Source organism: Thalassolituus sp. ST750PaO-4 (genome assembly GCF_020320405.1).
GTDB lineage: Bacteria > Pseudomonadota > Gammaproteobacteria > Pseudomonadales > Oceanobacteraceae > Venatoribacter > Venatoribacter alkanivorans.
On sequence record NZ_JABVCB010000001.1, the window covers coordinates 430,931 to 450,082 of the forward strand.

The window sequence follows — 19,152 nt, forward strand, 5'->3', positions numbered from 1 at the left end:
AATTATCGGATAATGCCCCGTGACGCAGCCTGCAGACTGTCAACCAATAAGCGCACGCCATCGTCCTGCCCGGCCAGAGGTACCAGTTCTTCCAGTGCCTCAGCCAGAGTCAGCCCCTGACGGTAAAGAATTTTATAAGCATTGCGGATCAGCATAATGCTTTCTTTGCTGAAACCACGGCGTTTCAGGCCTTCACTGTTAATGCCATGCGGAGTCGCCGGATAACCCAGCGCCATCACATAAGCAGGAATATCTTTTAACACCACAGTACCGGCGCCACACATAGAGTGTGCGCCGATCAGGCAAAACTGATGCACCTGCGTAGCACCGCCCAGAATCGCCCAATCACCAATTTTTACATGGCCGGCAACGTTGGTGTCGTTGGCCAGAATGCAGTTATCACCAATAATGGCATCGTGTGCGACATGTACATTCACCATAAACAGGTTATTACTGCCGACGATGGTGGTGCCATTATCCTGCACTGTTCCGCGGTGGAAAGTGCAGGCCTCACGGATCACATTGTTATCGCCAATCACCAGTGTGGTTGGCTCTCCGGCATATTTCTTGTCCTGGCACTCTTCACCAATGCTGGAGAACTGAAATATGCGGTTATTCTTCCCAATAGTCGTTGGCCCGCGAACAATCACATGCGGGCCAATAACTGTACCTTCGCCGATTTCTACATCCGGACCGATAATGGAAAAAGGCCCTATTTCCACGTTTGCCGCAATACGGGCACCGGGATCAACGATGGCTCTCGGGTCTATCATGCTTGCTCCAGCTCTCTCTCTGCACAGGTGATTTCTGCCGCACAGACCACGTTATTATCAACCAGTGCACGGCAATCGAATTTCCAGATACCACGACGGCCACTCATAAAGCGGGCTTCGAGACATACCTGATCACCCGGCACAATCGGACGCTTGAAGCGCACATGATCGGCACCAGCAAAATAATACAGTGTTGTCGGCTTACGTTTATCGCCCAGCATGGTCAGCCCCAACAATCCTGCTGTCTGGGCCATAGCTTCCAGCGTTAATACGCCGGGCATGATTGGGTGTCCGGGAAAATGGCCATTAAAGAATTCTTCATTAATGGTGACATTTTTAATGACCCGGATATTGGCGCCGTCCTCGGCGTCCAGATTCACTTCCTTAATTCGGTCAACTAACAGGAACGGATAACGATGTGGCAAAAATTCCTGTATCTCTTGAATAGTGTGCGCTGGCATCAAGCTTTACCTTCGTGACTTTTTTCTAACTGTTGCAGCCGTTTGGCCATAGAATCCAGTTGTCGGAAGCGAGTTGCACTGCGACGCCATTCATTCAGCGGCATCTGTGCAGTCCCGGTCGCATATGCCCCTGACTCGGTGATCGATTTACTGATCGTGGTCATAGCAGCCACATGTACGCCATCAGCAAGGGTCAGATGCCCGGCGATACCAGCACCACCAGAAACCGTACAGTGTTTTCCGATAGTAGTACTGCCGGCAACACCTACATTGGCCGCCATTGCGCTTCCCTCACCCAGACGCACGTTGTGGCCAATCTGAATAAGGTTGTCGAGAATGACGTTATCTTCGATGACGGTATCGGCCAACGCACCACGGTCAACACAGGTATTGGCGCCGATGTCGACGTCATTACCGATACGAACCCCGCCGAGCTGGGCAATTTTATGCCAGCGGCCTTTGTCCGGCGCAAAGCCGAAACCATCCGCACCAATCACTGCACCGGAATGTATCTGCACCCGATCACCCAGCACCACATCGTGGTACAGCGTAACGTTAGCGCGCAGCAGACAATCACGGCCCAGCACACAGTGGTCGCCGATCACGGTATTGGCGCCGATTTCACAACCGTCACCAATCACACAATGTTCACCGATCACCACATTGGCAGCGATACTGACATCCGCCCCCAGAGTTGCACTGGCAGCCACCACCACAGAGGGGTGGACGCCATGCACTGGTTGCGGACGGTTATCAAACATCTGGGTCACAAGCGCAAAGCTCAGGTAAGGATTGGCCACAATCAGAGCAGCGCCTTTTACCTCTGCCGCTTCTTTGGCACCAACGATTACCGCTCCTGCATTACTGTCTGACAGCTGGCGGCGGTAACTGGCATTGGCCAGGAAACTGACATCGGTCGCGGTCGCATCTTTCAGGGTATTCACCCCACGGATGACCACATCGGCATCACCAATCAATTCGGCTCCCAGTCGCTGAGCCAGTTCACCTAAGCTTAATTGCATCATCATGTCCCGAAATCGCTTACTTGGCGTTCAAGCGTTCCAACAACAACTTGGTCAGATCCGTCTTTGGTGATGAGTAAATCACCGCACCGGACTGAAGCACCACATCATAACCGCCCTCATCGATGATTGCTTTAAGCAACTTTTCAAGTTGAGGCAACTGTGTTTGGAAAAATTCGCGCTTCCATTTCTGTTCCAGCTGTTGCAGCTTACGGCCATAGAATTTGTATTCTGTTGACTTCTGTTCGTAGTCATTGGCCAATTTGCGACGCTCATCATCGCTCATTACGTCACCGTCTTTCTCGGTTTTTTCTTTCAGCGCCAACAGGTCTGTTTCCAGACCTTTCAGCTTTTCAATATCGGTTTTGTTATCGGCTTCGAACTGCTTAATCGAAACTTTTGCTGCATCCGACAGGAACAGTGCACGCTCCATATCGACAACGCCTACTTTACCTGCCTCTGCTGCTGCAACCTGAACACACAGTGCCGCCATTACCGCAATAAACCAACGCATCCCAGACTCCTTATTTATTTGTCGTTATACAATCAGAAAACCTGTCCCAGCGAGAACTCGAATCCTTCTGTACGGTCACCGCGTTTTTCGTTCAGCGGTACCGAATAGGTAAAGGTCAGAGGTCCGATCGCTGTAATCCAGGTCAGCCCTACCCCGGTGCTCAAACGCATCTCAGCCAGATCAATCCCCTCATTACAATAAGGGTGTTTGGTGAGTGTCGGAACATCAGCATCATAAGGCACATAGCATTCACTGGTGAATGCATTTCCCGCATCGAAGAACAGAACACTGCGTACCGAGCGGCGATCCTCAATAAAAGGCAGCGGGAAAATCAGCTCGAAACTGGCTTCAGCCAGGACGTTACCGCCCAGAGCACGTTCACTTTCGAGATAGTAAGGCGCGGTGACAACGGAGCCATCGCTGTTGGTTTCGTATTTCGGCTTATATTGATTGCTGTTGCTGACCAGTACCGCCGCACCGTCTTCGTCGGTTTTATACACCACGGTTGGCGCGGAGGTGTCCACCACCGGACGACCCAGCTCATCGGTTTCATACACGACATTACCATCAGCATCGGTCTGTACCACACTGACCGGTGCGTATTCAGGCAAACCTTTAGGCCCGAGACTGTTGGAGCGATAACCACGCACCGAACCGATACCACCGGAACGGAAGTTCTTGAAGAACGGCAGGCGCTCAAGATCGCCGAAGCCATCGCCGTAACCCAGATCGGTACGCAGACGCAACGCCCATTCTTCAGCAATCGGGAAGTAATAGTTAGCGGTGTAACCCAGTTTAAAGTACGTCAGGTCACTGCCCGGCACGGAAACGTCTGCAGACAATTTATGCTCGGTACCTGCCGTTGGGAACAGACCACGGTTCAGGTTGTTATAACGCCAGTTCAGGCCCAGCGTATATTCATCAAAGTTGTCACCTTCTTTCTCCAGAAAGTCGACAATTTCCGCCGGCACCGTGGTGCCTTCAAACATTTCGGTATTGGCAAAACCAACAGAGAACGATAAACGCTGACGGCTGGAAATCGGGTAGCCGAAGGTCACGTTACCGCCTTTGGTGTTGGTCTGATAATCACTGACCGTATTCAGGCTGGCATAGTCGGTTTTACGGTAGAACAGGTTAAAGCCACGGCTCACACCGTCGATGGTGTAATACGGATTCAGGTAAGAAAAGTTATACGACTGCACGGTGTTGTTTTTCTGCACACCAAGCGACATACGGTTACCGGTACCGAAGAAGTTATTCTGGCTGACACTGGCCCCCAGAATCATGCCGCTGCCTCCGGCGTAACCGATATTGAAGTTCAGACTGCCGCTGAGTTGTTCTTCAACGTTGTAATTCACGTCAATCAGATCGTCGGAGCCCGGAACCGCTGGTGTTTCAACATTTACGGTTTTGAAGAAGCCCAACTGATTCAGACGGTTTTTACCGGCATCAATTTTATCGGTCGAGGCCCAGCCACCTTCCATTTGCAGCATTTCACGGCGCAGCACTTCATCTTTGGTGCCTTCGTTACCGGTAAAATTGATGCGGCGAACATACGTACGCTTACCCGGCTCAACAAAGAAGGTCAGATCGACGGTTTTATCTTCGTCATGAATTTTCGGAATGCCATCAACCTTGGCAAAGGTGTAGCCATCATTGCCCAGACGCTTGGACATCAGATCACTGGAATAAGTAACCAGCTGACGGGAAAAGGTATCGCCCGTTTTAATCAGCTGCAGGCGGGTAAATTCGGCTTCATCCAGCACCAGGTTACCGGCCATTTTGATGTCTTTCACCGAATACACATCGCCCTCAGTGAGGTTAACGGTGATATAAACCCCTTCTTTATCCGGGGATACCGATACCTGAGTGGATTCGATGTTAAAGCGGATATAACCACGGTCGAGATAATAAGAGCGCAGTTTTTCCAGATCGCCGGATAATTTCTCACGGCTGTATTTGTTGTCGCTGGAATACCAGGACCAGAAATTACTGGTCTGCAGCTGGAATTGTTTCAGCAGTTCGTCATCGCTGAACGCTTCGTTGCCGACAATATTGATGTGTTCGATGGTGGCGACGCTGCCCTCTTCGACATGAATTTTCAGCGACACACGGTTGCGCGGCAGACGCACAACTTCGGTTTCAATACCGGCATCATAACGGCCCTGTGCCACATACTGACGTTCCAGTTCCAGCGAGATGCGTTCCAGCGTAGAACGTTTGAATACCAGGCCTTCGGCCAGACCCGACTGCTTCAGACCATCCAGCAGCATTTCCGTCTGAATGGCTTTGTTACCGTCAATTTCGATACCGGTAATAGTCGGCAGCTCAACCACCTGTACGATCAGGATATTGCCATCACGCAGCAGCTGCACATCATTAAATAAGCCGGATTTAAATAAGCGCTTGGAGGCCGTGACCAGACGGGCAGAATCCACCTGATCGCCCACATTGACAGGAAAAGCTTCGAATACCGTACCGGCAGATACCCGCTGCAGACCTTCAAGACGGATATCTTCAACGACAAAGGATTCGGCGCGGACGATGGACGACAGTAACCCCAGAAAAAGCGTAAACAGCAAAGAACGCATGTAAATAGTTATCCAAGCAACTCGGCAATCAACTACAGCCGACTTATATCGTTGTAAAAAGCAACCAGCATCAGGCTTAACAGCAGGAATAAACCGAACTGCACGGCAATGATCTGAACACGTTCTGGCAGAGGTCTGCCGCGTACTACCTCAGCGAGGTAAAACAGGATATGCCCGCCGTCCAGCATGGGCACCGGCAATAAATTCAGTACTCCGAGAGAAATACTCAACAATGCCAAAAATCCGATAAAGGCTTCCAGCCCTCCCGAAGCCGAAGCGCCGGCTACTTTAGCAATGGTGATAGGCCCGCTCAAGTTCTTTACCGACACATCACCCAGTACCATCTTCCACAGGGAATCGAGGGTAAAGACAATCAGATCGCTGGTTTTGTTCACACTCAGCCACAAACCCTGCACAACACCGGCATGGCTGGTTCGCATCCAGTCTTCAGGAATCTCTGGCGCGACCACTCCGGCGCCGACAAAACCGATAACGGAGCCATCGTCCAGTGTCTTACTGCCAGGCGTCAGGGTAAGGCCAACCAGTGCCCCCTTACGCTCCAGCGTCAGCTGCAGAGAGACTCCGGGCGCAGCACGGACATGCTCAACCCAGCCATACCAGTCGGCAACAGGGTTGCCATTGATCGCAACGACATGGTCTCCGGCCTGAATACCCGCCGCTGCGGCAGCACCGCCAGGCTGAACCTCACCAACCACCGCCGGTACATCCAGCCGGCGTGGTTCAATACCCAGCCCGGCTAACGGGTCCGGTACTTCCTGGTGAGCCAGCCAATCCTGCAATTGCAATCGGGTTGAACGCTGAGTGCCGTCTGAGCTTTTCAGTATCATACGGATATCAGCGTCCTCGCCCAGAAAACCCACCAGCTGCCAGCTGACTTCCTGCCAGGTCGTGGTTTCGTGATCATTAATAGCAACGATTTCATCGCCACTGCGCACCCCGGCCACCGCCGCTACCGAGTCTTCTGCCACAGTACCCACCACGGGTACAAAGCCGCTGGTACCGGAAACAAACAGCAGCCAGTAAGCCAGCAGGGCAAAAATAAAATTGGCAACCGGGCCCGCCGAAGCAATGGCAATGCGCGCCCAGGGCGACTTACGGTTAAAAGCCTGGTCAAGCAGATGCTCGGGCACCGGGGCTTCACGCTCATCCAGCATTTTTACATAGCCGCCCAGCGGGATAGGAGCAATGGCAAATTCAGTACCCTGCCTATCGGTAAACGACCAGAAGGGCTTACCGAAACCGACCGAAAAGCGCAGCACCTGCACGCCGCAACGGCGCGCTACCCAAAAGTGGCCAAATTCATGAATCACCACCAGCAGACTGATGGCGATAATAAAATACAGTAACGTCACGCGTTCACTCTCCCGTTAGCGGCATCCAGCTGTGCGCCTGCACAGTCACGTGCCCACTGATCCGCGGCCATCACATCCGCCAGATGCTGAATCGGCTGCACATCATGCCGGGCCATAACCCGGGCGATCAGGGTTGGAATAAAACTGAACGGAATTTGTTCCCGCAGGAAAGCCTCGACGGCGATTTCGTTGGCGGCATTCAGTACTGCAGGCATAGTGCCACCGGCGCTGAACGCTTCTTTTGCCAGTCGCAGACAGGGAAAGGTTTCTTCGTCCGGCGGGGTAAAATCAAGGCGGGCGATACTGAACAGGTCCAGCGACTGAACGCCCGCATCAATACGCTCAGGCCAGGCCAGGCCATAAGCGATCGGCGTACGCATATCCGGCTGCCCCAGCTGGGCAATGACCGAACCGTCACAGTACTGCACCATAGAATGGATAACACTCTGCGGATGCACCACCACCTGAACATCATCGGGCACACAGTTAAATAAGAAACAGGCTTCGATCAGCTCCAGCCCTTTATTCATCAGGGTGGCGGAATCGACGGAGATCTTCTGCCCCATCGACCAGTTAGGATGAGCCACCGCCTGTGCCGGTGTAACGTTCTCCAGTTCTGCGGCCGTGCAGCCGCGGAAAGGTCCACCGGAGGCCGTCAGCAGAATTTTCCGGATGCCGTGAGCGCTGAAGTCACCGCCATAGTTATGCGGCAGAGCCTGAAAGATCGCGTTGTGTTCACTGTCGATCGGCAACAGCGTGGCACCACCGGCACGCACCGCCTGCATAAACAGCGGACCGGCCATAACCAGACTTTCTTTGTTGGCCAGCAGCACCCGCTTACCGGCTTCGGCCGCGGCCAGTGTTGGCAGCAACCCGGCTGCACCAACGATGGCGGCCATGACCTGATCAACTTCTTCGGCTTCAGCAACCTCTACCAGCGCACGGGTTCCGCTCAGAATCGTGGTCTCGCAGCCACAGTTCAGCTGCGCCTGAAGACGCCGGGCAGCGTCACTGTCTGCCATCACGGCATAGCGGGGAGAGAATTCGCGTACCAGTGCCGCCATTTCATCGGCACGGGTAGCGGCGGTAAGCGCAAAAACCTGATAGCGCTCAGGGTGGCGCCGAATGACGTCCAGGGTGCTCTGACCAATCGAGCCAGTGGCACCCAGCACGGTAATCTGGCTTGTCATCCAGCCAGACCCCAGTCAAGAATCAGCATAAAGAAGGCGAATACAGGGACGGCCGCTGCCATGCTGTCAATGCGGTCCAGTACGCCGCCGTGACCCGGCAACAGGGAGGAACTGTCTTTGATACCACGGTGGCGTTTCATCATACTTTCCACCAGATCCCCCAGCACAGAAATCACCATGGTGATAACGGTGATGGCCAGCAGACGCCAGGCATCGTGCAGATCCATCGGCTGCACCCAGGTATGGACGCAGGCACCGAATATCAGCGCGACCAGCAGAGTGGTTACCAGACCACCCCAGAAACCGGCCCAGGATTTACCCGGACTGACATGCGGCGCCAGCTTGGTATTGCCCCACTTTTTACCGGCAAAGTAAGCACCGGTATCAGCACCCCAGACAATCAGCATCACGTAGACAATCAGCAACGAGCTGTGCGGCTGGGTTTTCAGGTGCATAAACCCCACCCACATAGGAACCAGTACACAGAGGCCCAGCAGTGCCCGGACAGGACGCGCCGCCCACAGATCGGTACCTCCCGGATAGCGCTTCACCAGCGCAAAGGCAACCACCCACCAGGCCGTACCAACCGCCAGATAACCAATCAGGTATTGCGGGTGCATTTTCAGAACCCGGGCACTGATATAGAGGCACACAAACACTACCAGCGCATAGGCAACACGGCTCCAGTTACGCTGGTAACCGGCAATATTTGCCCATTCCCAGGCGCCAATGGTGGCGATAGCTGCGATGAAAATAGCGAATTCTTTCAGCGGCAGAAAAAAAATGCCGATGATCATCAGGGGGGCCAGCACCAGCGCTGTCAGTACGCGTTCCTTAAACACCTTGTTTCACTTCCTCTAACTGGTCGTCCGTGCGGCCAAACCGTCTTGTCCGGTCTGCAAACGCAGCCAACGCTTTTTGATATTCTTCTTCTTTGAAGTCGGGCCAGAAGGCATCGGAAAAGTAATATTCCGAATAAGCAGTCTGCCACAGCATAAAGTTGCTGATGCGCTGCTCACCTCCGGTACGGATCAACAAATCCGGTGCCGGTAAGTCACTCAGCCAGGTATAACGATGAAAGAGTTGTTCGTCGATATCCTGTGGCTGTAATTTTCCATCCTGCACATCCTGTGCAATACGCTGTGCGGCCTGGGCAATATCCCACTGTCCACCATAATTGGCCGCAATCACCAGCGTCATTGCGTCGTTATCGGCGGTCAGCTTTTCCGCATCGGCAATCAGCTGCTGAATTTTGCTGGAAAATCCCTGCAGATCACCCATTACCCGCAAGCGGATATTGTTGCGATGCAGTTTTCTGACTTCCCGCTCCAGCGCCACCACAAACAGCTGCATCAGCGCGCTGACTTCATTCGCCGGTCGCCGCCAGTTTTCACTGCTGAAGGCAAACAGCGTCAGCACTTCAACACCGGCACGTGCCGAGGTTTCCACCACGGCACGTACGGCATCAACGCCAGCTTTGTGGCCAGCCACTCCGGGCATAAAACGGCGCTTAGCCCAGCGGTTGTTGCCATCCATAATAATGGCAACATGGCGCGGCACCTGGCCCTGAACGGCCTGCGTATCATCAATACTGGTTGACATAAAATTTGCCGGTTTATACCTGCATCAGGTCTTTTTCTTTGGTTGCCAGTGCGGCATCCACGTCGGCAATAAACTTGTCGGTCAGTTTCTGAATCTGATCGTCGCTGCCACGCAGTTCGTCTTCAGAAATCAGTTTTTCTTTCAGCAGATCTTTTGCTTTGCCGTTGGCATCGCGACGGATATTACGGATCGCAACACGGCCTTTTTCGGCTTCAGCGCGGGCCTGCTTGATATAGGTTTTACGGGTTTCTTCGGTCAGGGCAGGCATTGGCAGACGAATGGTGTCACCGTTGGTCGCCGGATTCAGACCCAGGTCAGATTTCAGAATGGCGCGCTCAATCTGTGGCACCAGGTTCTTTTCCCATGGGTTGATCGCCAGGCTGCGGCCATCTTCAACAATGATGTTAGCAACCTGAGAAATCGCAGTCGGCGTACCGTAGTAGTCGACCATTACACCGTCCAGAATGGCCGGGTTAGCACGGCCGGTACGGATCTTTTTAAAAGACTCCAGCATCGCCTGCAGACTTTTATCCATGCGCTCTTCGGCGTCTTTTTTAATATCGTTAACCATCGTTATTTTTCCTCACTCACGATCAGGGTGCCGTCATCGCCACCTGTCATCAGGCGGGCCAGCACTCCGGGCTCATTCATATCATAAACACGCAGTGGCATGTTATGGTCACGGGCAAGACAGATCGCGGTTAAATCCATAACACCCAGCTGTTTTTCCAACACTTCCTGATAAGTCAGGCAGTCGTATTTTTCGGCATTCGGGTCTTTCTTCGGGTCGGCAGTATACACACCATCGACGTTGGTTGCCTTCAGAACAACATCGGCATTAATTTCGATACCACGCAGACAGGCTGCGGAGTCGGTGGTGAAGAACGGGTTACCGGTACCGGCAGAGAAAATCACCACATCACCACCTTCCAGCGCGCGGATGGCACTGCGGCGATCGTAATGGTCAACCACGCCACTCATCGGGATGGCCGACATAACGCGGGTCGGCATATTGGCACGCTCCAGAGCATCGCGCATGGCCAGCGCGTTCATAACCGTTGCCAGCATGCCCATATGATCTCCGGCAACACGGTCGAGTCCGGCTTCGCTCAGCGCTTTACCGCGGAACAGGTTGCCGCCGCCAATCACCAGACCGATCTGTACACCAATACCACGCAGCTGGCCGATCTCAAGTGCCATGCGGTCGAGTACTTTGGGATCGATACCAAAATCCAGCTCGCCCATCAGGGCCTCACCACTGAGTTTCAGCAGAATGCGTTTGTACTTGGGACTTTTTTGCTCGGCCATGGAGATCTCCAGATAGATAATAAACTCGGCAACAGGCAGACCCGCCTGACTGTTGCGTTACGGGATGGGCACCCCGCCCTGCGGCACAAACCGCCGCTGATACTTGGCGTATCAACAGACACCAGACAACCGCGTTAGTTGCCTGACGTCAAATACAAATATGCCGGGCGAGCCCGGCATATCATAGGGTATTCAACCGCTGGTTATCCTACCCCGTGCTTACAATCAGCCTTTCAGCTGCGCAGCAACTTCAGCAGCGAAGTCTACTTTCTCAACTTCGATACCTTCACCTACTTCCAGACGCAGGAAGGAAACAACGTCAGCACCGGCCGCTTTAGCCAGCTGAGCGATAGTCTGCTCCGGGTTCTTAACGAACGGCTGATCCAGCAGGCTGTTTTCTTTCAGGAACTTGTTGATACGGCCAACCATCATTTTTTCGACGATTTCGTCTGGCTTACCAGCCATATCTGGCTGAGCCTTGATGATTTCTTTTTCTTTCTCAACAACTTCAGCAGGCATATCTTCTGCGCGCACAACACGTGGGTTAGCAGCAGTTACATGCATTGCGATATCTTTAGCCAGTTCTTCATCACCAGCGGTCAGGGCAACGATACAGCCCACTTTACCGTTAGAGTGCAGGTAAGCACCCAGAACCGGAGCTTCCAGAACAGACGGACGACGTACAGTGATGTTTTCACCGATTTTCTGAACCAGAGCCATACGGGCTTCTTCCAGTTCACCTTCCATCAGCTTGGCAACGTCAGTTTCTTTGGTAGCAACCAGTTTGGCCAGAACAGTGTCAGCAAAAGCAGAGAAGTTTGCATCGCCGGCAGCGAAGTCAGTTTCAGAGTTAACTTCAACAACGAAAGCAACGCCATCTTTAACTTCGATACGCAGTTTACCTTCAGCAGCAGCACGGTCTGCTTTTTTAGCTGCTTTCAGACCAGAGTTTTTACGCAGGTTTTCAATCGCCAGATCGATATCACCGTCGGTTTCAGTCAGTGCTTTTTTGCACTCCATCATGCCCAGACCGGTACGTTCGCGCAGTTCTTTAACCTGAGCAGCAGAAATATTTGCCATGTGTGTAATCCTCTATCAGTTAACTTGTCAGTAAATTGCACCTAAAAAAAAGGGGGCAAGCCCCCTTTTTCCGAGCGTCTGAGATTACTCAGCTGCTTCCTGTGCCGGCGCTTCTTCTGCTACTTCGACGAATTCGTCTGCAGCCACACCATTTTGCTGCTTGCCTTCCAGTACGGCGTCTGCGATTGCAGAAGCGTAGATCTGGATAGCACGGATAGCATCATCGTTACCTGGGATAACGTAATCGATACCGTCAGGGTTAGAGTTGGTATCAACCACACCAATAACCGGGATACCCAGTTTGTTGGCTTCCTGAACAGCGATACGCTCATGGTCAACGTCGATCACGAACAGTACGTCCGGCAGACCGCCCATTTCCTTGATACCACCGATAGAACGCTCCAGCTTCTCCATTTCACGGGTACGCATCAGAGCTTCTTTTTTGGTCAGCTGTTCGAAAGTACCATCGTTTTGTTGCGCTTCGAGGTCACGCAGACGCTTGATAGACTGACGGATGGTTTTGTAGTTGGTCAGCATACCGCCTAACCAGCGGTGTGCGACGAAAGGCATGCTGGAACGCTCAGCCTGCTCTTTCATGATCTTACCTGCAGCGCGCTTGGTACCAACAAACAGAACTTTGTTGTTACGGGCAGCCATAGACTCAACCAGTTTCAGCGCGTCGTTCAGCGCAGGAACGGTGTGCTCCAGGTTGATGATATGAATTTTGTTGCGGGCGCCGAAAATGTACTTGCCCATTTTCGGGTTCCAGTAACGGGTCTGGTGACCGAAGTGTACGCCTGCTTTCAGCAGGTCACGCATGCTTACTTGTGCCATGATAACTACCTTAATAAGTTGGGTTAGGCCTCCACGTACCCATCTCTCCGACCCTTGCCATCTCTGGCCGGGCACCCCGGATCAACGTTGTGATACGTGTGTGTCATTTACATGGAACGGATCAGTCCGTTTCACGGCGATTTTTTCGCGGGCGCTTTATACCACTTTTACCCAGCCAACGCCAGCACAAAACAGCCTGACGACGGCCTCCGCCACGTAATCCGGAACGCCCCGGCCGCCGCTGAGCATCACAAACGACAGGCGCAATTTCTGATTAAAGCTAACGATGAAGACCATTGGTTCAATACCGCGGCCACAACCAGTACAATGGCGTCCTAAACAAGTCTGATGAACAGGTAAACAACTCCCCATGAGTGTCATCATCAAGTCCGCTGAGGACATCGAGAAAATGCGCGTTGCCGGCCGTCTGGCGGCTGAAGTTCTGGAAATGATCGGTGAATATGTAAAACCCGGCGTTTCTACCGGTGAGCTGGACCGCATCTGCCATGACTACATTGTGAATGTTCAGCAGGCCATTCCCGCACCGCTGAATTACCGCGGCTTTCCGAAGTCTATCTGCACCTCAATCAATCAGGTGATCTGCCACGGTATTCCGAGTGATGACAAGATCCTGAAGAAAGGCGACATCATTAACATCGATATCACCGTCATCAAAGATGGTTACCACGGCGACACCAGCAAGATGTTCTTTGTCGGCGAAGCCAGTCCGGCCAACCAGCGCCTGGTGGAAATTACTCAGGAGTGTCTGTACCTGGGTATCGATCTGGTCAAACCCGGCGCCCGCCTGGGGGATATTGGCCATGTGATTCAGCAGCACGCCGAAAGCAACCACTATTCCGTTGTACGCGAATACTGCGGACACGGCATTGGTACTGTCTTCCACGAAGATCCTCAGGTACTGCATTACGGCCGTCCGGGCACAGGCCTGGAGCTGAAAGCCGGCATGATTTTTACCATCGAGCCAATGATCAATCAGGGCACCCGTTTTAATAAGCTGATGAAAGATGGCTGGACCGTGGTCACCAAAGACCGCAAGCCGTCTGCTCAGTGGGAGCACACCATTCTGGTAACGGAAACCGGCGCAGAAGTGCTGACCCGTCGTCAGGAAGAAACCCGGTTCGGACAATAATCCATGGATGCTGTGGCGCCTGCGTTACCGTCGATCGACTCGCAGCAGTTACTGGCTGATCTGCAGACTGCGGTTTCTCCGCTGCCGGTGGTCAAGCCAGTCCTGAAGCGTATTCAGGAAGAAGCCCACGCTTATTTCCGCGCCACGCTGGATGCCAGCACACTGGTACCGCTGCGGGCCCGGCTGATTGATCAGATACTGCAGTGTCTGTGGCAGAACAGCCGCTTACCCGCCACCGATCTCGCTCTCGTCGCTGTAGGTGGTTACGGCCGTGGTGAACTTCATCCGCATTCCGATATTGATGTGCTGCTCCTCGCGCGCAATGAAGCAGCCATCAATGCCAACAGCGAGGCCCTGCAGGGCTTTATCACCCTGCTGTGGGATCTGAAGCTGGATGTTGGCCACAGCGTGCGCACGCTGGATGAATGCGTCAGCGAAGCCGAGAAAGATCTCACCATCATCACCAATATGATGGAAAGCCGCTCACTGGCTGGCGATACAGAGCTGCACCAGCTGCTGAAACAGGCGACCGCCGCCGATAAAATCTGGCCCGCTCAGGCATTCTTTAATGCCAAGTGGCAGGAAGTGCAGGCACGTCACCGCAAGCACAACGATTCGGAATACAACCTCGAACCCAATGTTAAAAACTCTCCCGGCGCATTGCGCGATATCCAGACCATTACCTGGGTAACCATGCGCCACTTTGGTCAGGGCAGCCTGCTCGCTCTGCAGGATAAAGGCTTTCTGACACCGTTTGAATTTGAGCGTCTGGAACGCAGCCGCCATTTTTTATGGCAGGTACGCTACGCCCTGCATATGCTCGCCGGGCGTGAAGAAGACCGCCTGCTGTTTGATCTGCAGCGCGAAATTGCCGAATTACTCGGCTTTGCTGACGATAAAAAGTTACTGGGCGTAGAGCGCTTTATGTCGCGCTTCTACCGCAACCAACTGGCAACGACCGAACTGTCCGATCTGTTACTGCTGCATTTCAACGAAGACTTTATGAAATGCGACAAGGTCAATGAGATAGAAACCCTGAATGAATATTTCGTTCTCTGTAATGGCTATCTGCAGTTAATCGATAAAGATCTGTTTAAGCGCGAGCCGGGCTGGCTGCTGCAGGTATTCCTGCTGATGGCCAAAACGCCGCAAGCCAAAGGTATTCACTCCGATACCATCCGCGCCCTGCGTGATCACCGCAACCTGATCAATGACGAATACCGCACCAACGCCGGACACAATCAGATTTTTATGCAACTGATGCGTAACCGCTCCCGGGTAGTCCGTGAGCTGTCACGTATGATGCGCTACGGCATTCTGGGCCGTTATATTCCGGAGTTCGGCCATATTATCGGCATGATGGAACACGACCTGTTTCATATTTATACCGTCGATGAACACAGCTTCCGCATGATGCGTTTTCTGCGTCACCTGCGCTTTGGCGATGTGCGCGAGCGCTTCCCAATCGCCTCGCGCCTGATTCATAAAGTGCAGAAAAAAGAAATTCTGTATCTGGCTGCCCTGCTGCACGATACAGGTAAAAGTATTGAAGGTGATCACACCGCCAATGGCGGCGATATTGCTGCCGCTTTCTGCCGCCAACATAATTTACGCCCGACCGACAGCCATATGGTGGCCTGGCTGTGTGCATCGCATCTGACGATGTCACAGGCGTCACAGCGTCTGGATCTGAATAATCCGGATGATATTCACCAGTTCGCGCTGGAAATGGGCGACCAGAACCACCTCGATCTGCTGTATCTGATTTCCGTTGCCGATATTGTCAGTACAAATCCGAAACTGTGGACCAGCTGGCGCGCAGAACAGATGCGTGACCTGTACCGCAATACTCAGGCTGCGCTGCGTCGCGGTCTTGGCAATCCAATTAATAAAGAAGACTGGATCGAAGAAATTCAGCAGGAAGCCATCAGCAAGCTCACCGCCAAAGGTCTGAGCGAAGAACGTATTCTGCAGATCTGGGGCGAGCCCGGTGATGATTATTTCCTGCGCGAAGGAATCGACAATATTGTCTGGCAGACACTGGAAATTCACGCCCACGGCAGCAGTAATAAACCGCTGGTTTCCATTCGTCCGACATCAGACCGTCAGTTTGAAGGCGCGACGCAGATCTTTATTTTTATGAAGGATCAGCTGAATTTATTCGCAGCCACAACCGCGACACTGGATCAGCTGAATCTGAATATTCAGGATGCCCGCATTATGACCTCCGAGCAGGAACATAATGCCGTCGACACCTACATCGTACTGGATGAAAACAACGAACCGATTGAGGACCCGCAGCGCATAGAAAAAATCCGCGCCACCCTGATCGAAGCCCTGTCACATCCGGAAGACTACTCCACCATTATTCAGCGCCGTACACCGCGTGCGCTGAAACAGTTTCAGGTTGAAACCCAGGTTTCCATGAGTAATGACCCGGTAATGCAACGTACGGTACTGGAAGTGATTGCCGCCGACCGACCGGGCTTACTGGCGCGCATGGGCGCTATCTTTGCCGAATTCGGTGCGCAGATGCAGGGCGCAAAAATTCTGACGGAAGGTGAGCGGGTATCAGATATTTTCTTTATTCTCGATGCTAATGGTCAGCCATTCTCCGATGCTGAACAATGCCACAAACTGAAAGATGCCATCATCCACGGCCTGGAAGAGCAGGTAGAGGCACAATCTGCCGTATAACTCGAAAGGTTCGGTCGAAAAATAGCGCTCTTTTTTCGACCGGACTCAGGCTAGAGTATCTCTGATAAATACATCTGAAAAAGGTGCAAGGAGATATCCGATGAACGAACGCCAACTGCAACACATTATTCCCAGCCATCCGACCTCCGATGGCGACGGTGTAAAAATCCGCCGCGTCGCCCTGTTCGATCAGCCGGTAGCCGACCCTTTTCTGATGCTCGACGAACTCTCTTCCGATAACCCGGATGATTTTATCGGTGGCTTTCCGCCACACCCGCACCGTGGTATGGAAACCCTGACCTACCTGCGTCATGGCAGCCTGGAACACCGCGATCATATGGGCAACCGTGGCATGATCAACAGCGGCGGCGCCCAATGGATGTCCGCCGGTCGCGGAGTGATTCACAGCGAAATGCCTGCCCGTGAAATGCAACAGCTGCATGGCTTCCAGCTGTGGATCAACATTCCTGCCAAAGACAAAATGCAGGCACCGAAATACCGTGATGTCAGCGTTGCAGAAATTCCGCTGATCACTCACAGCAATGGTATGCAGGTTCGGGTGATTGCCGGTCAATGGCAGATTGAAGGCAACAACATTCAGGGGCCACTGACGGATCTCGCCGCTCATGCCGGTTATCTGGATATTGAATTACCCGCCGGCAGCTCACTCAGCTTGCCGACACCGGCAGAGCAGAATGTCGTCGCTTTTGTGTATCAGGGGCAATTACAGACACAGCCGCTGGCACCAGAAAAGTCATTACTGGTATTTGACAAAGGTGAGCAGCTCATCCTGAATGCACAGAGTGACACAAAACTTCTGCTGTTGAGTGGCAACACGATCGGAGAAAAAATCGTTCACTACGGACCTTTCGTCATGAACAGCATCGAAGAAATTGAACAGGCTATTCAGGACTACAATGCCGGGCGCTTTGGCCGAGACTGAACGCCATCTCTCAGAAAACAGACAATAAAAAAGGGCCCCAGGGGCCCTTTTACATTCTATGCATCCGGAGATGGTTTTTTACGCTTAATAGGAGCAAAACCTTCAGAATCCATCAGTGTTCCTGTTGCTTTCGGACGACTTGGACGCGGACCCAGTTTCTTTTTCTCTGACACATTTTTCTTACTGCCTTTAGCCCCCGCACCTTTAGCCCCGGAACCTTTAGCCGCCGCTGTTTTTTTACCGGCTTTTGGCTTTTTCTTGGCTCCGGCCGCCTTGCCGGACGACTTCAGTTTTTTCGGACCGCGATAGCTGCCTTTTAATTCCGGAATTTCACGGGATTCCATCAGCTGCTGCAAATACCGCTCGATAGAAGCTTTCAGATTCCACTCATGGGCAGCAATCAGACTGATGGCCAAACCGGTTTTTCCGGCACGACCTGTACGGCCGATACGATGAACATATTCATCACCTTTACGCGCCAGATCGTAGTTAATCACCAGATCCATCCCTTCAACATCCAGACCGCGTGCTGCAACATCTGTGGCGATCAGAATGTTGCGCTTACCTTCACGCAGAGACTGCATCACATAGTTACGCTCGTCCTGGGTCATATCGCCATGCAACATAGCAATACCGTTACGGTGACGACGCAGAAATTCGTTCAGGCGCTGCACTTCAATGCGCTTATTCACAAAGATAATGGCTTTATCGTAAGTCTCATTGGCCAGCAACCACACCAGCAAGCGGTCTTTGTGGGCATTGTCATCCGCCAGAATGCGTTGCTGGCGAATATACTCATGCTGATCCTGCACAGTATGGGTGGTGATTACTTCCGGCTCACGCAGCATGGCACGAGCAATACGGCCAATACCTTCATGACGCAGAGTCGCAGACAGCATAAAGGTCTGGCGATCTTTATTGGCATGCGAAACCACCAGATTCATGTCTTCAGCAAAGCCCATGTCCAGCATGCGGTCTGCTTCATCCAGAACCAGAAACTCCAGGTCCTTAAGTTCTGCCGTGCCACGTTTAATATGGTCAACCAGACGACCCGGTGTAGAAATAATAATTTCCGGGTTTTTACGCAACACAGCGGCCTGATATTTGAATTCATCACCGCCAGTCAGCAAGCCGACATTCAGATGAGTCAGATCAGCGAATTGCTGAGCCGTTTTAAAGACCTGACGGGCCAGCTCCCGCGTTGGAACCATGACCAGTGCACGGGTCCCGGCATTCGGCGCCGCTGCTTTATTCAGCAAAAGCTCCATGATCGGCAACAGATAAGCCAGTGTTTTACCACTACCGGTTTCCGCACAGACCTGAACATCCTTTCCAGCCAGTGCCAAAGGAAGCATCAGCTCCTGAACTTCAGTCGGGGTAGAAATATTAAGCTGTTCCAGGCCGGTCAGCAGACGGGCATTAAATTCGATATTGGCAAACAAGGGATTACTCTCACGTGTAAACGAAGCTGCAGTATAACAAAAGCCAGGCATCACCACCGTTTAAGTTATTGCAGGTATTTTCTTCAGACAAAGAAAAACCCCCGCCAGCTCAGCTGACGGGGGTTTAGAATAAGAGCTTGACGATGACCTACTCTCACATGGGGAAGCCCCA

17 protein-coding genes are annotated in these 19,152 nt (G+C 52.7%); 3 read left to right on the forward strand and 14 right to left on the reverse strand.

The genetic code is table 11. The annotated features are described in order from the left end of the window. Nucleotides 1-2: 2 nt before the first annotated feature. From lpxA to rpsB, 13 genes are all read right to left on the reverse strand, one after another. Nucleotides 3-773 (reverse strand): acyl-ACP--UDP-N-acetylglucosamine O-acyltransferase, encoded by a 771-nt coding sequence (gene lpxA, locus HUF18_RS02015; protein WP_145469996.1) that lies wholly within the window; start codon nucleotides 771-773, stop codon nucleotides 3-5. After that, complete coding sequence (fabZ, locus tag HUF18_RS02020) at nucleotides 770-1,234, reverse strand: 3-hydroxyacyl-ACP dehydratase FabZ (RefSeq protein WP_145469995.1); 465 nt, start codon at nucleotides 1,232-1,234, stop codon at nucleotides 770-772. The genes lpxA and fabZ overlap by 4 nt, the downstream gene beginning before the upstream one ends. After that, nucleotides 1,234-2,256 (reverse strand): UDP-3-O-(3-hydroxymyristoyl)glucosamine N-acyltransferase, encoded by a 1,023-nt coding sequence (gene lpxD, locus HUF18_RS02025; protein WP_225690955.1) that lies wholly within the window; start codon nucleotides 2,254-2,256, stop codon nucleotides 1,234-1,236. The genes fabZ and lpxD overlap by 1 nt, the downstream gene beginning before the upstream one ends. 19 nt (nucleotides 2,257-2,275) lie before the next feature. Further along, nucleotides 2,276-2,770 (reverse strand): OmpH family outer membrane protein, encoded by a 495-nt coding sequence (locus HUF18_RS02030; protein WP_145469993.1) that lies wholly within the window; start codon nucleotides 2,768-2,770, stop codon nucleotides 2,276-2,278. A 32-nt stretch (nucleotides 2,771-2,802) separates the two neighbouring features. Continuing rightward, nucleotides 2,803-5,361, reverse strand: coding sequence for an outer membrane protein assembly factor BamA (gene bamA, locus HUF18_RS02035; RefSeq protein WP_145469992.1), 2,559 nt, complete (start codon nucleotides 5,359-5,361; stop codon nucleotides 2,803-2,805). A 32-nt stretch (nucleotides 5,362-5,393) separates the two neighbouring features. Further along, nucleotides 5,394-6,734, reverse strand: coding sequence for an RIP metalloprotease RseP (gene rseP / locus HUF18_RS02040; RefSeq protein WP_225690956.1), 1,341 nt, complete (start codon nucleotides 6,732-6,734; stop codon nucleotides 5,394-5,396). Then, nucleotides 6,731-7,924, reverse strand: coding sequence for a 1-deoxy-D-xylulose-5-phosphate reductoisomerase (gene ispC, locus HUF18_RS02045; RefSeq protein WP_225690957.1), 1,194 nt, complete (start codon nucleotides 7,922-7,924; stop codon nucleotides 6,731-6,733). Before ispC ends, rseP begins: the two co-directional genes overlap by 4 nt. Then, nucleotides 7,921-8,766, reverse strand: coding sequence for a phosphatidate cytidylyltransferase (locus HUF18_RS02050; RefSeq protein ID WP_145469989.1), 846 nt, complete (start codon nucleotides 8,764-8,766; stop codon nucleotides 7,921-7,923). The genes ispC and HUF18_RS02050 overlap by 4 nt, the downstream gene beginning before the upstream one ends. Further along, nucleotides 8,759-9,526 (reverse strand): isoprenyl transferase, encoded by a 768-nt coding sequence (locus HUF18_RS02055; RefSeq protein ID WP_225690958.1) that lies wholly within the window; start codon nucleotides 9,524-9,526, stop codon nucleotides 8,759-8,761. Before HUF18_RS02055 ends, HUF18_RS02050 begins: the two co-directional genes overlap by 8 nt. 13 nt (nucleotides 9,527-9,539) lie before the next feature. Continuing rightward, complete coding sequence (gene frr, locus HUF18_RS02060; RefSeq protein ID WP_145469987.1) at nucleotides 9,540-10,097, reverse strand: ribosome recycling factor; 558 nt, start codon at nucleotides 10,095-10,097, stop codon at nucleotides 9,540-9,542. A 2-nt stretch (nucleotides 10,098-10,099) separates the two neighbouring features. Further along, a complete protein-coding gene (gene pyrH / locus HUF18_RS02065; RefSeq protein WP_145469986.1) occupies nucleotides 10,100-10,834 on the reverse strand; it encodes a UMP kinase in 735 nt (244 codons plus the stop codon). Between the two features lie 225 nt (nucleotides 10,835-11,059). Next, nucleotides 11,060-11,914 (reverse strand): translation elongation factor Ts, encoded by an 855-nt coding sequence (tsf, locus tag HUF18_RS02070; RefSeq protein WP_145469985.1) that lies wholly within the window; start codon nucleotides 11,912-11,914, stop codon nucleotides 11,060-11,062. 84 nt (nucleotides 11,915-11,998) lie between these two features. Further along, a complete protein-coding gene (rpsB, locus tag HUF18_RS02075) occupies nucleotides 11,999-12,748 on the reverse strand; it encodes a 30S ribosomal protein S2 (RefSeq protein WP_145469984.1) in 750 nt (249 codons plus the stop codon). Between the two features lie 370 nt (nucleotides 12,749-13,118). Here rpsB and map point away from each other — a divergent pair, with 370 nt between their 5' ends. The 3 genes from map to HUF18_RS02090 all read left to right on the forward strand — a co-directional run bounded on the left by map (nucleotide 13,119) and on the right by HUF18_RS02090 (nucleotide 17,538). Further along, nucleotides 13,119-13,898: a type I methionyl aminopeptidase gene (map, locus tag HUF18_RS02080; protein ID WP_225690959.1), complete on the forward strand. Its 780-nt coding sequence runs from the start codon at nucleotides 13,119-13,121 to the stop codon at nucleotides 13,896-13,898. Between the two features lie 3 nt (nucleotides 13,899-13,901). After that, nucleotides 13,902-16,595 carry a [protein-PII] uridylyltransferase gene (gene glnD / locus HUF18_RS02085; RefSeq protein ID WP_225690960.1) on the forward strand — a complete coding sequence of 898 codons (2,694 nt, stop codon included), beginning with the start codon at nucleotides 13,902-13,904 and terminating at the stop codon, nucleotides 16,593-16,595. Between the two features lie 100 nt (nucleotides 16,596-16,695). Beyond that, nucleotides 16,696-17,538 (forward strand): pirin family protein, encoded by an 843-nt coding sequence (locus HUF18_RS02090; RefSeq protein ID WP_225690961.1) that lies wholly within the window; start codon nucleotides 16,696-16,698, stop codon nucleotides 17,536-17,538. Between the two features lie 56 nt (nucleotides 17,539-17,594). Here the strand turns inward: HUF18_RS02090 and HUF18_RS02095 are convergent, their stop codons facing one another. Beyond that, the gene (locus tag HUF18_RS02095; RefSeq protein WP_225690962.1) at nucleotides 17,595-18,980 is read right to left on the reverse strand and encodes a DEAD/DEAH box helicase; all 1,386 of its coding nucleotides are present in this window, start codon (nucleotides 18,978-18,980) and stop codon (nucleotides 17,595-17,597) included. Nucleotides 18,981-19,152: the final 172 nt, after the last annotated feature.

Excerpts from the sequence above, each read along its gene's own strand:
- lpxA (WP_145469996.1), bottom strand. The coding sequence starts at position 773 with ATGATAGACCCGAGAGCCATCGTTGATCCCGGTGCCCGTATTGCGGCA.
- fabZ (WP_145469995.1), bottom strand. The coding sequence starts at position 1,234 with ATGCCAGCGCACACTATTCAAGAGATACAGGAATTTTTGCCACATCGT.
- lpxD (WP_225690955.1), bottom strand. The coding sequence starts at position 2,256 with ATGCAATTAAGCTTAGGTGAACTGGCTCAGCGACTGGGAGCCGAATTG.
- HUF18_RS02030 (WP_145469993.1), bottom strand. The coding sequence starts at position 2,770 with ATGCGTTGGTTTATTGCGGTAATGGCGGCACTGTGTGTTCAGGTTGCA.
- bamA (WP_145469992.1), bottom strand. The coding sequence starts at position 5,361 with ATGCGTTCTTTGCTGTTTACGCTTTTTCTGGGGTTACTGTCGTCCATC.
- ispC (WP_225690957.1), bottom strand. The coding sequence starts at position 7,924 with ATGACAAGCCAGATTACCGTGCTGGGTGCCACTGGCTCGATTGGTCAG.
- HUF18_RS02055 (WP_225690958.1), bottom strand. The coding sequence starts at position 9,526 with ATGTCAACCAGTATTGATGATACGCAGGCCGTTCAGGGCCAGGTGCCG.
- frr (WP_145469987.1), bottom strand. The coding sequence starts at position 10,097 with ATGGTTAACGATATTAAAAAAGACGCCGAAGAGCGCATGGATAAAAGT.
- pyrH (WP_145469986.1), bottom strand. The coding sequence starts at position 10,834 with ATGGCCGAGCAAAAAAGTCCCAAGTACAAACGCATTCTGCTGAAACTC.
- tsf (WP_145469985.1), bottom strand. The coding sequence starts at position 11,914 with ATGGCAAATATTTCTGCTGCTCAGGTTAAAGAACTGCGCGAACGTACC.
- rpsB (WP_145469984.1), bottom strand. The coding sequence starts at position 12,748 with ATGGCACAAGTAAGCATGCGTGACCTGCTGAAAGCAGGCGTACACTTC.
- map (WP_225690959.1), top strand. The coding sequence starts at position 13,119 with ATGAGTGTCATCATCAAGTCCGCTGAGGACATCGAGAAAATGCGCGTT.
- glnD (WP_225690960.1), top strand. The coding sequence starts at position 13,902 with ATGGATGCTGTGGCGCCTGCGTTACCGTCGATCGACTCGCAGCAGTTA.
- HUF18_RS02090 (WP_225690961.1), top strand. The coding sequence starts at position 16,696 with ATGAACGAACGCCAACTGCAACACATTATTCCCAGCCATCCGACCTCC.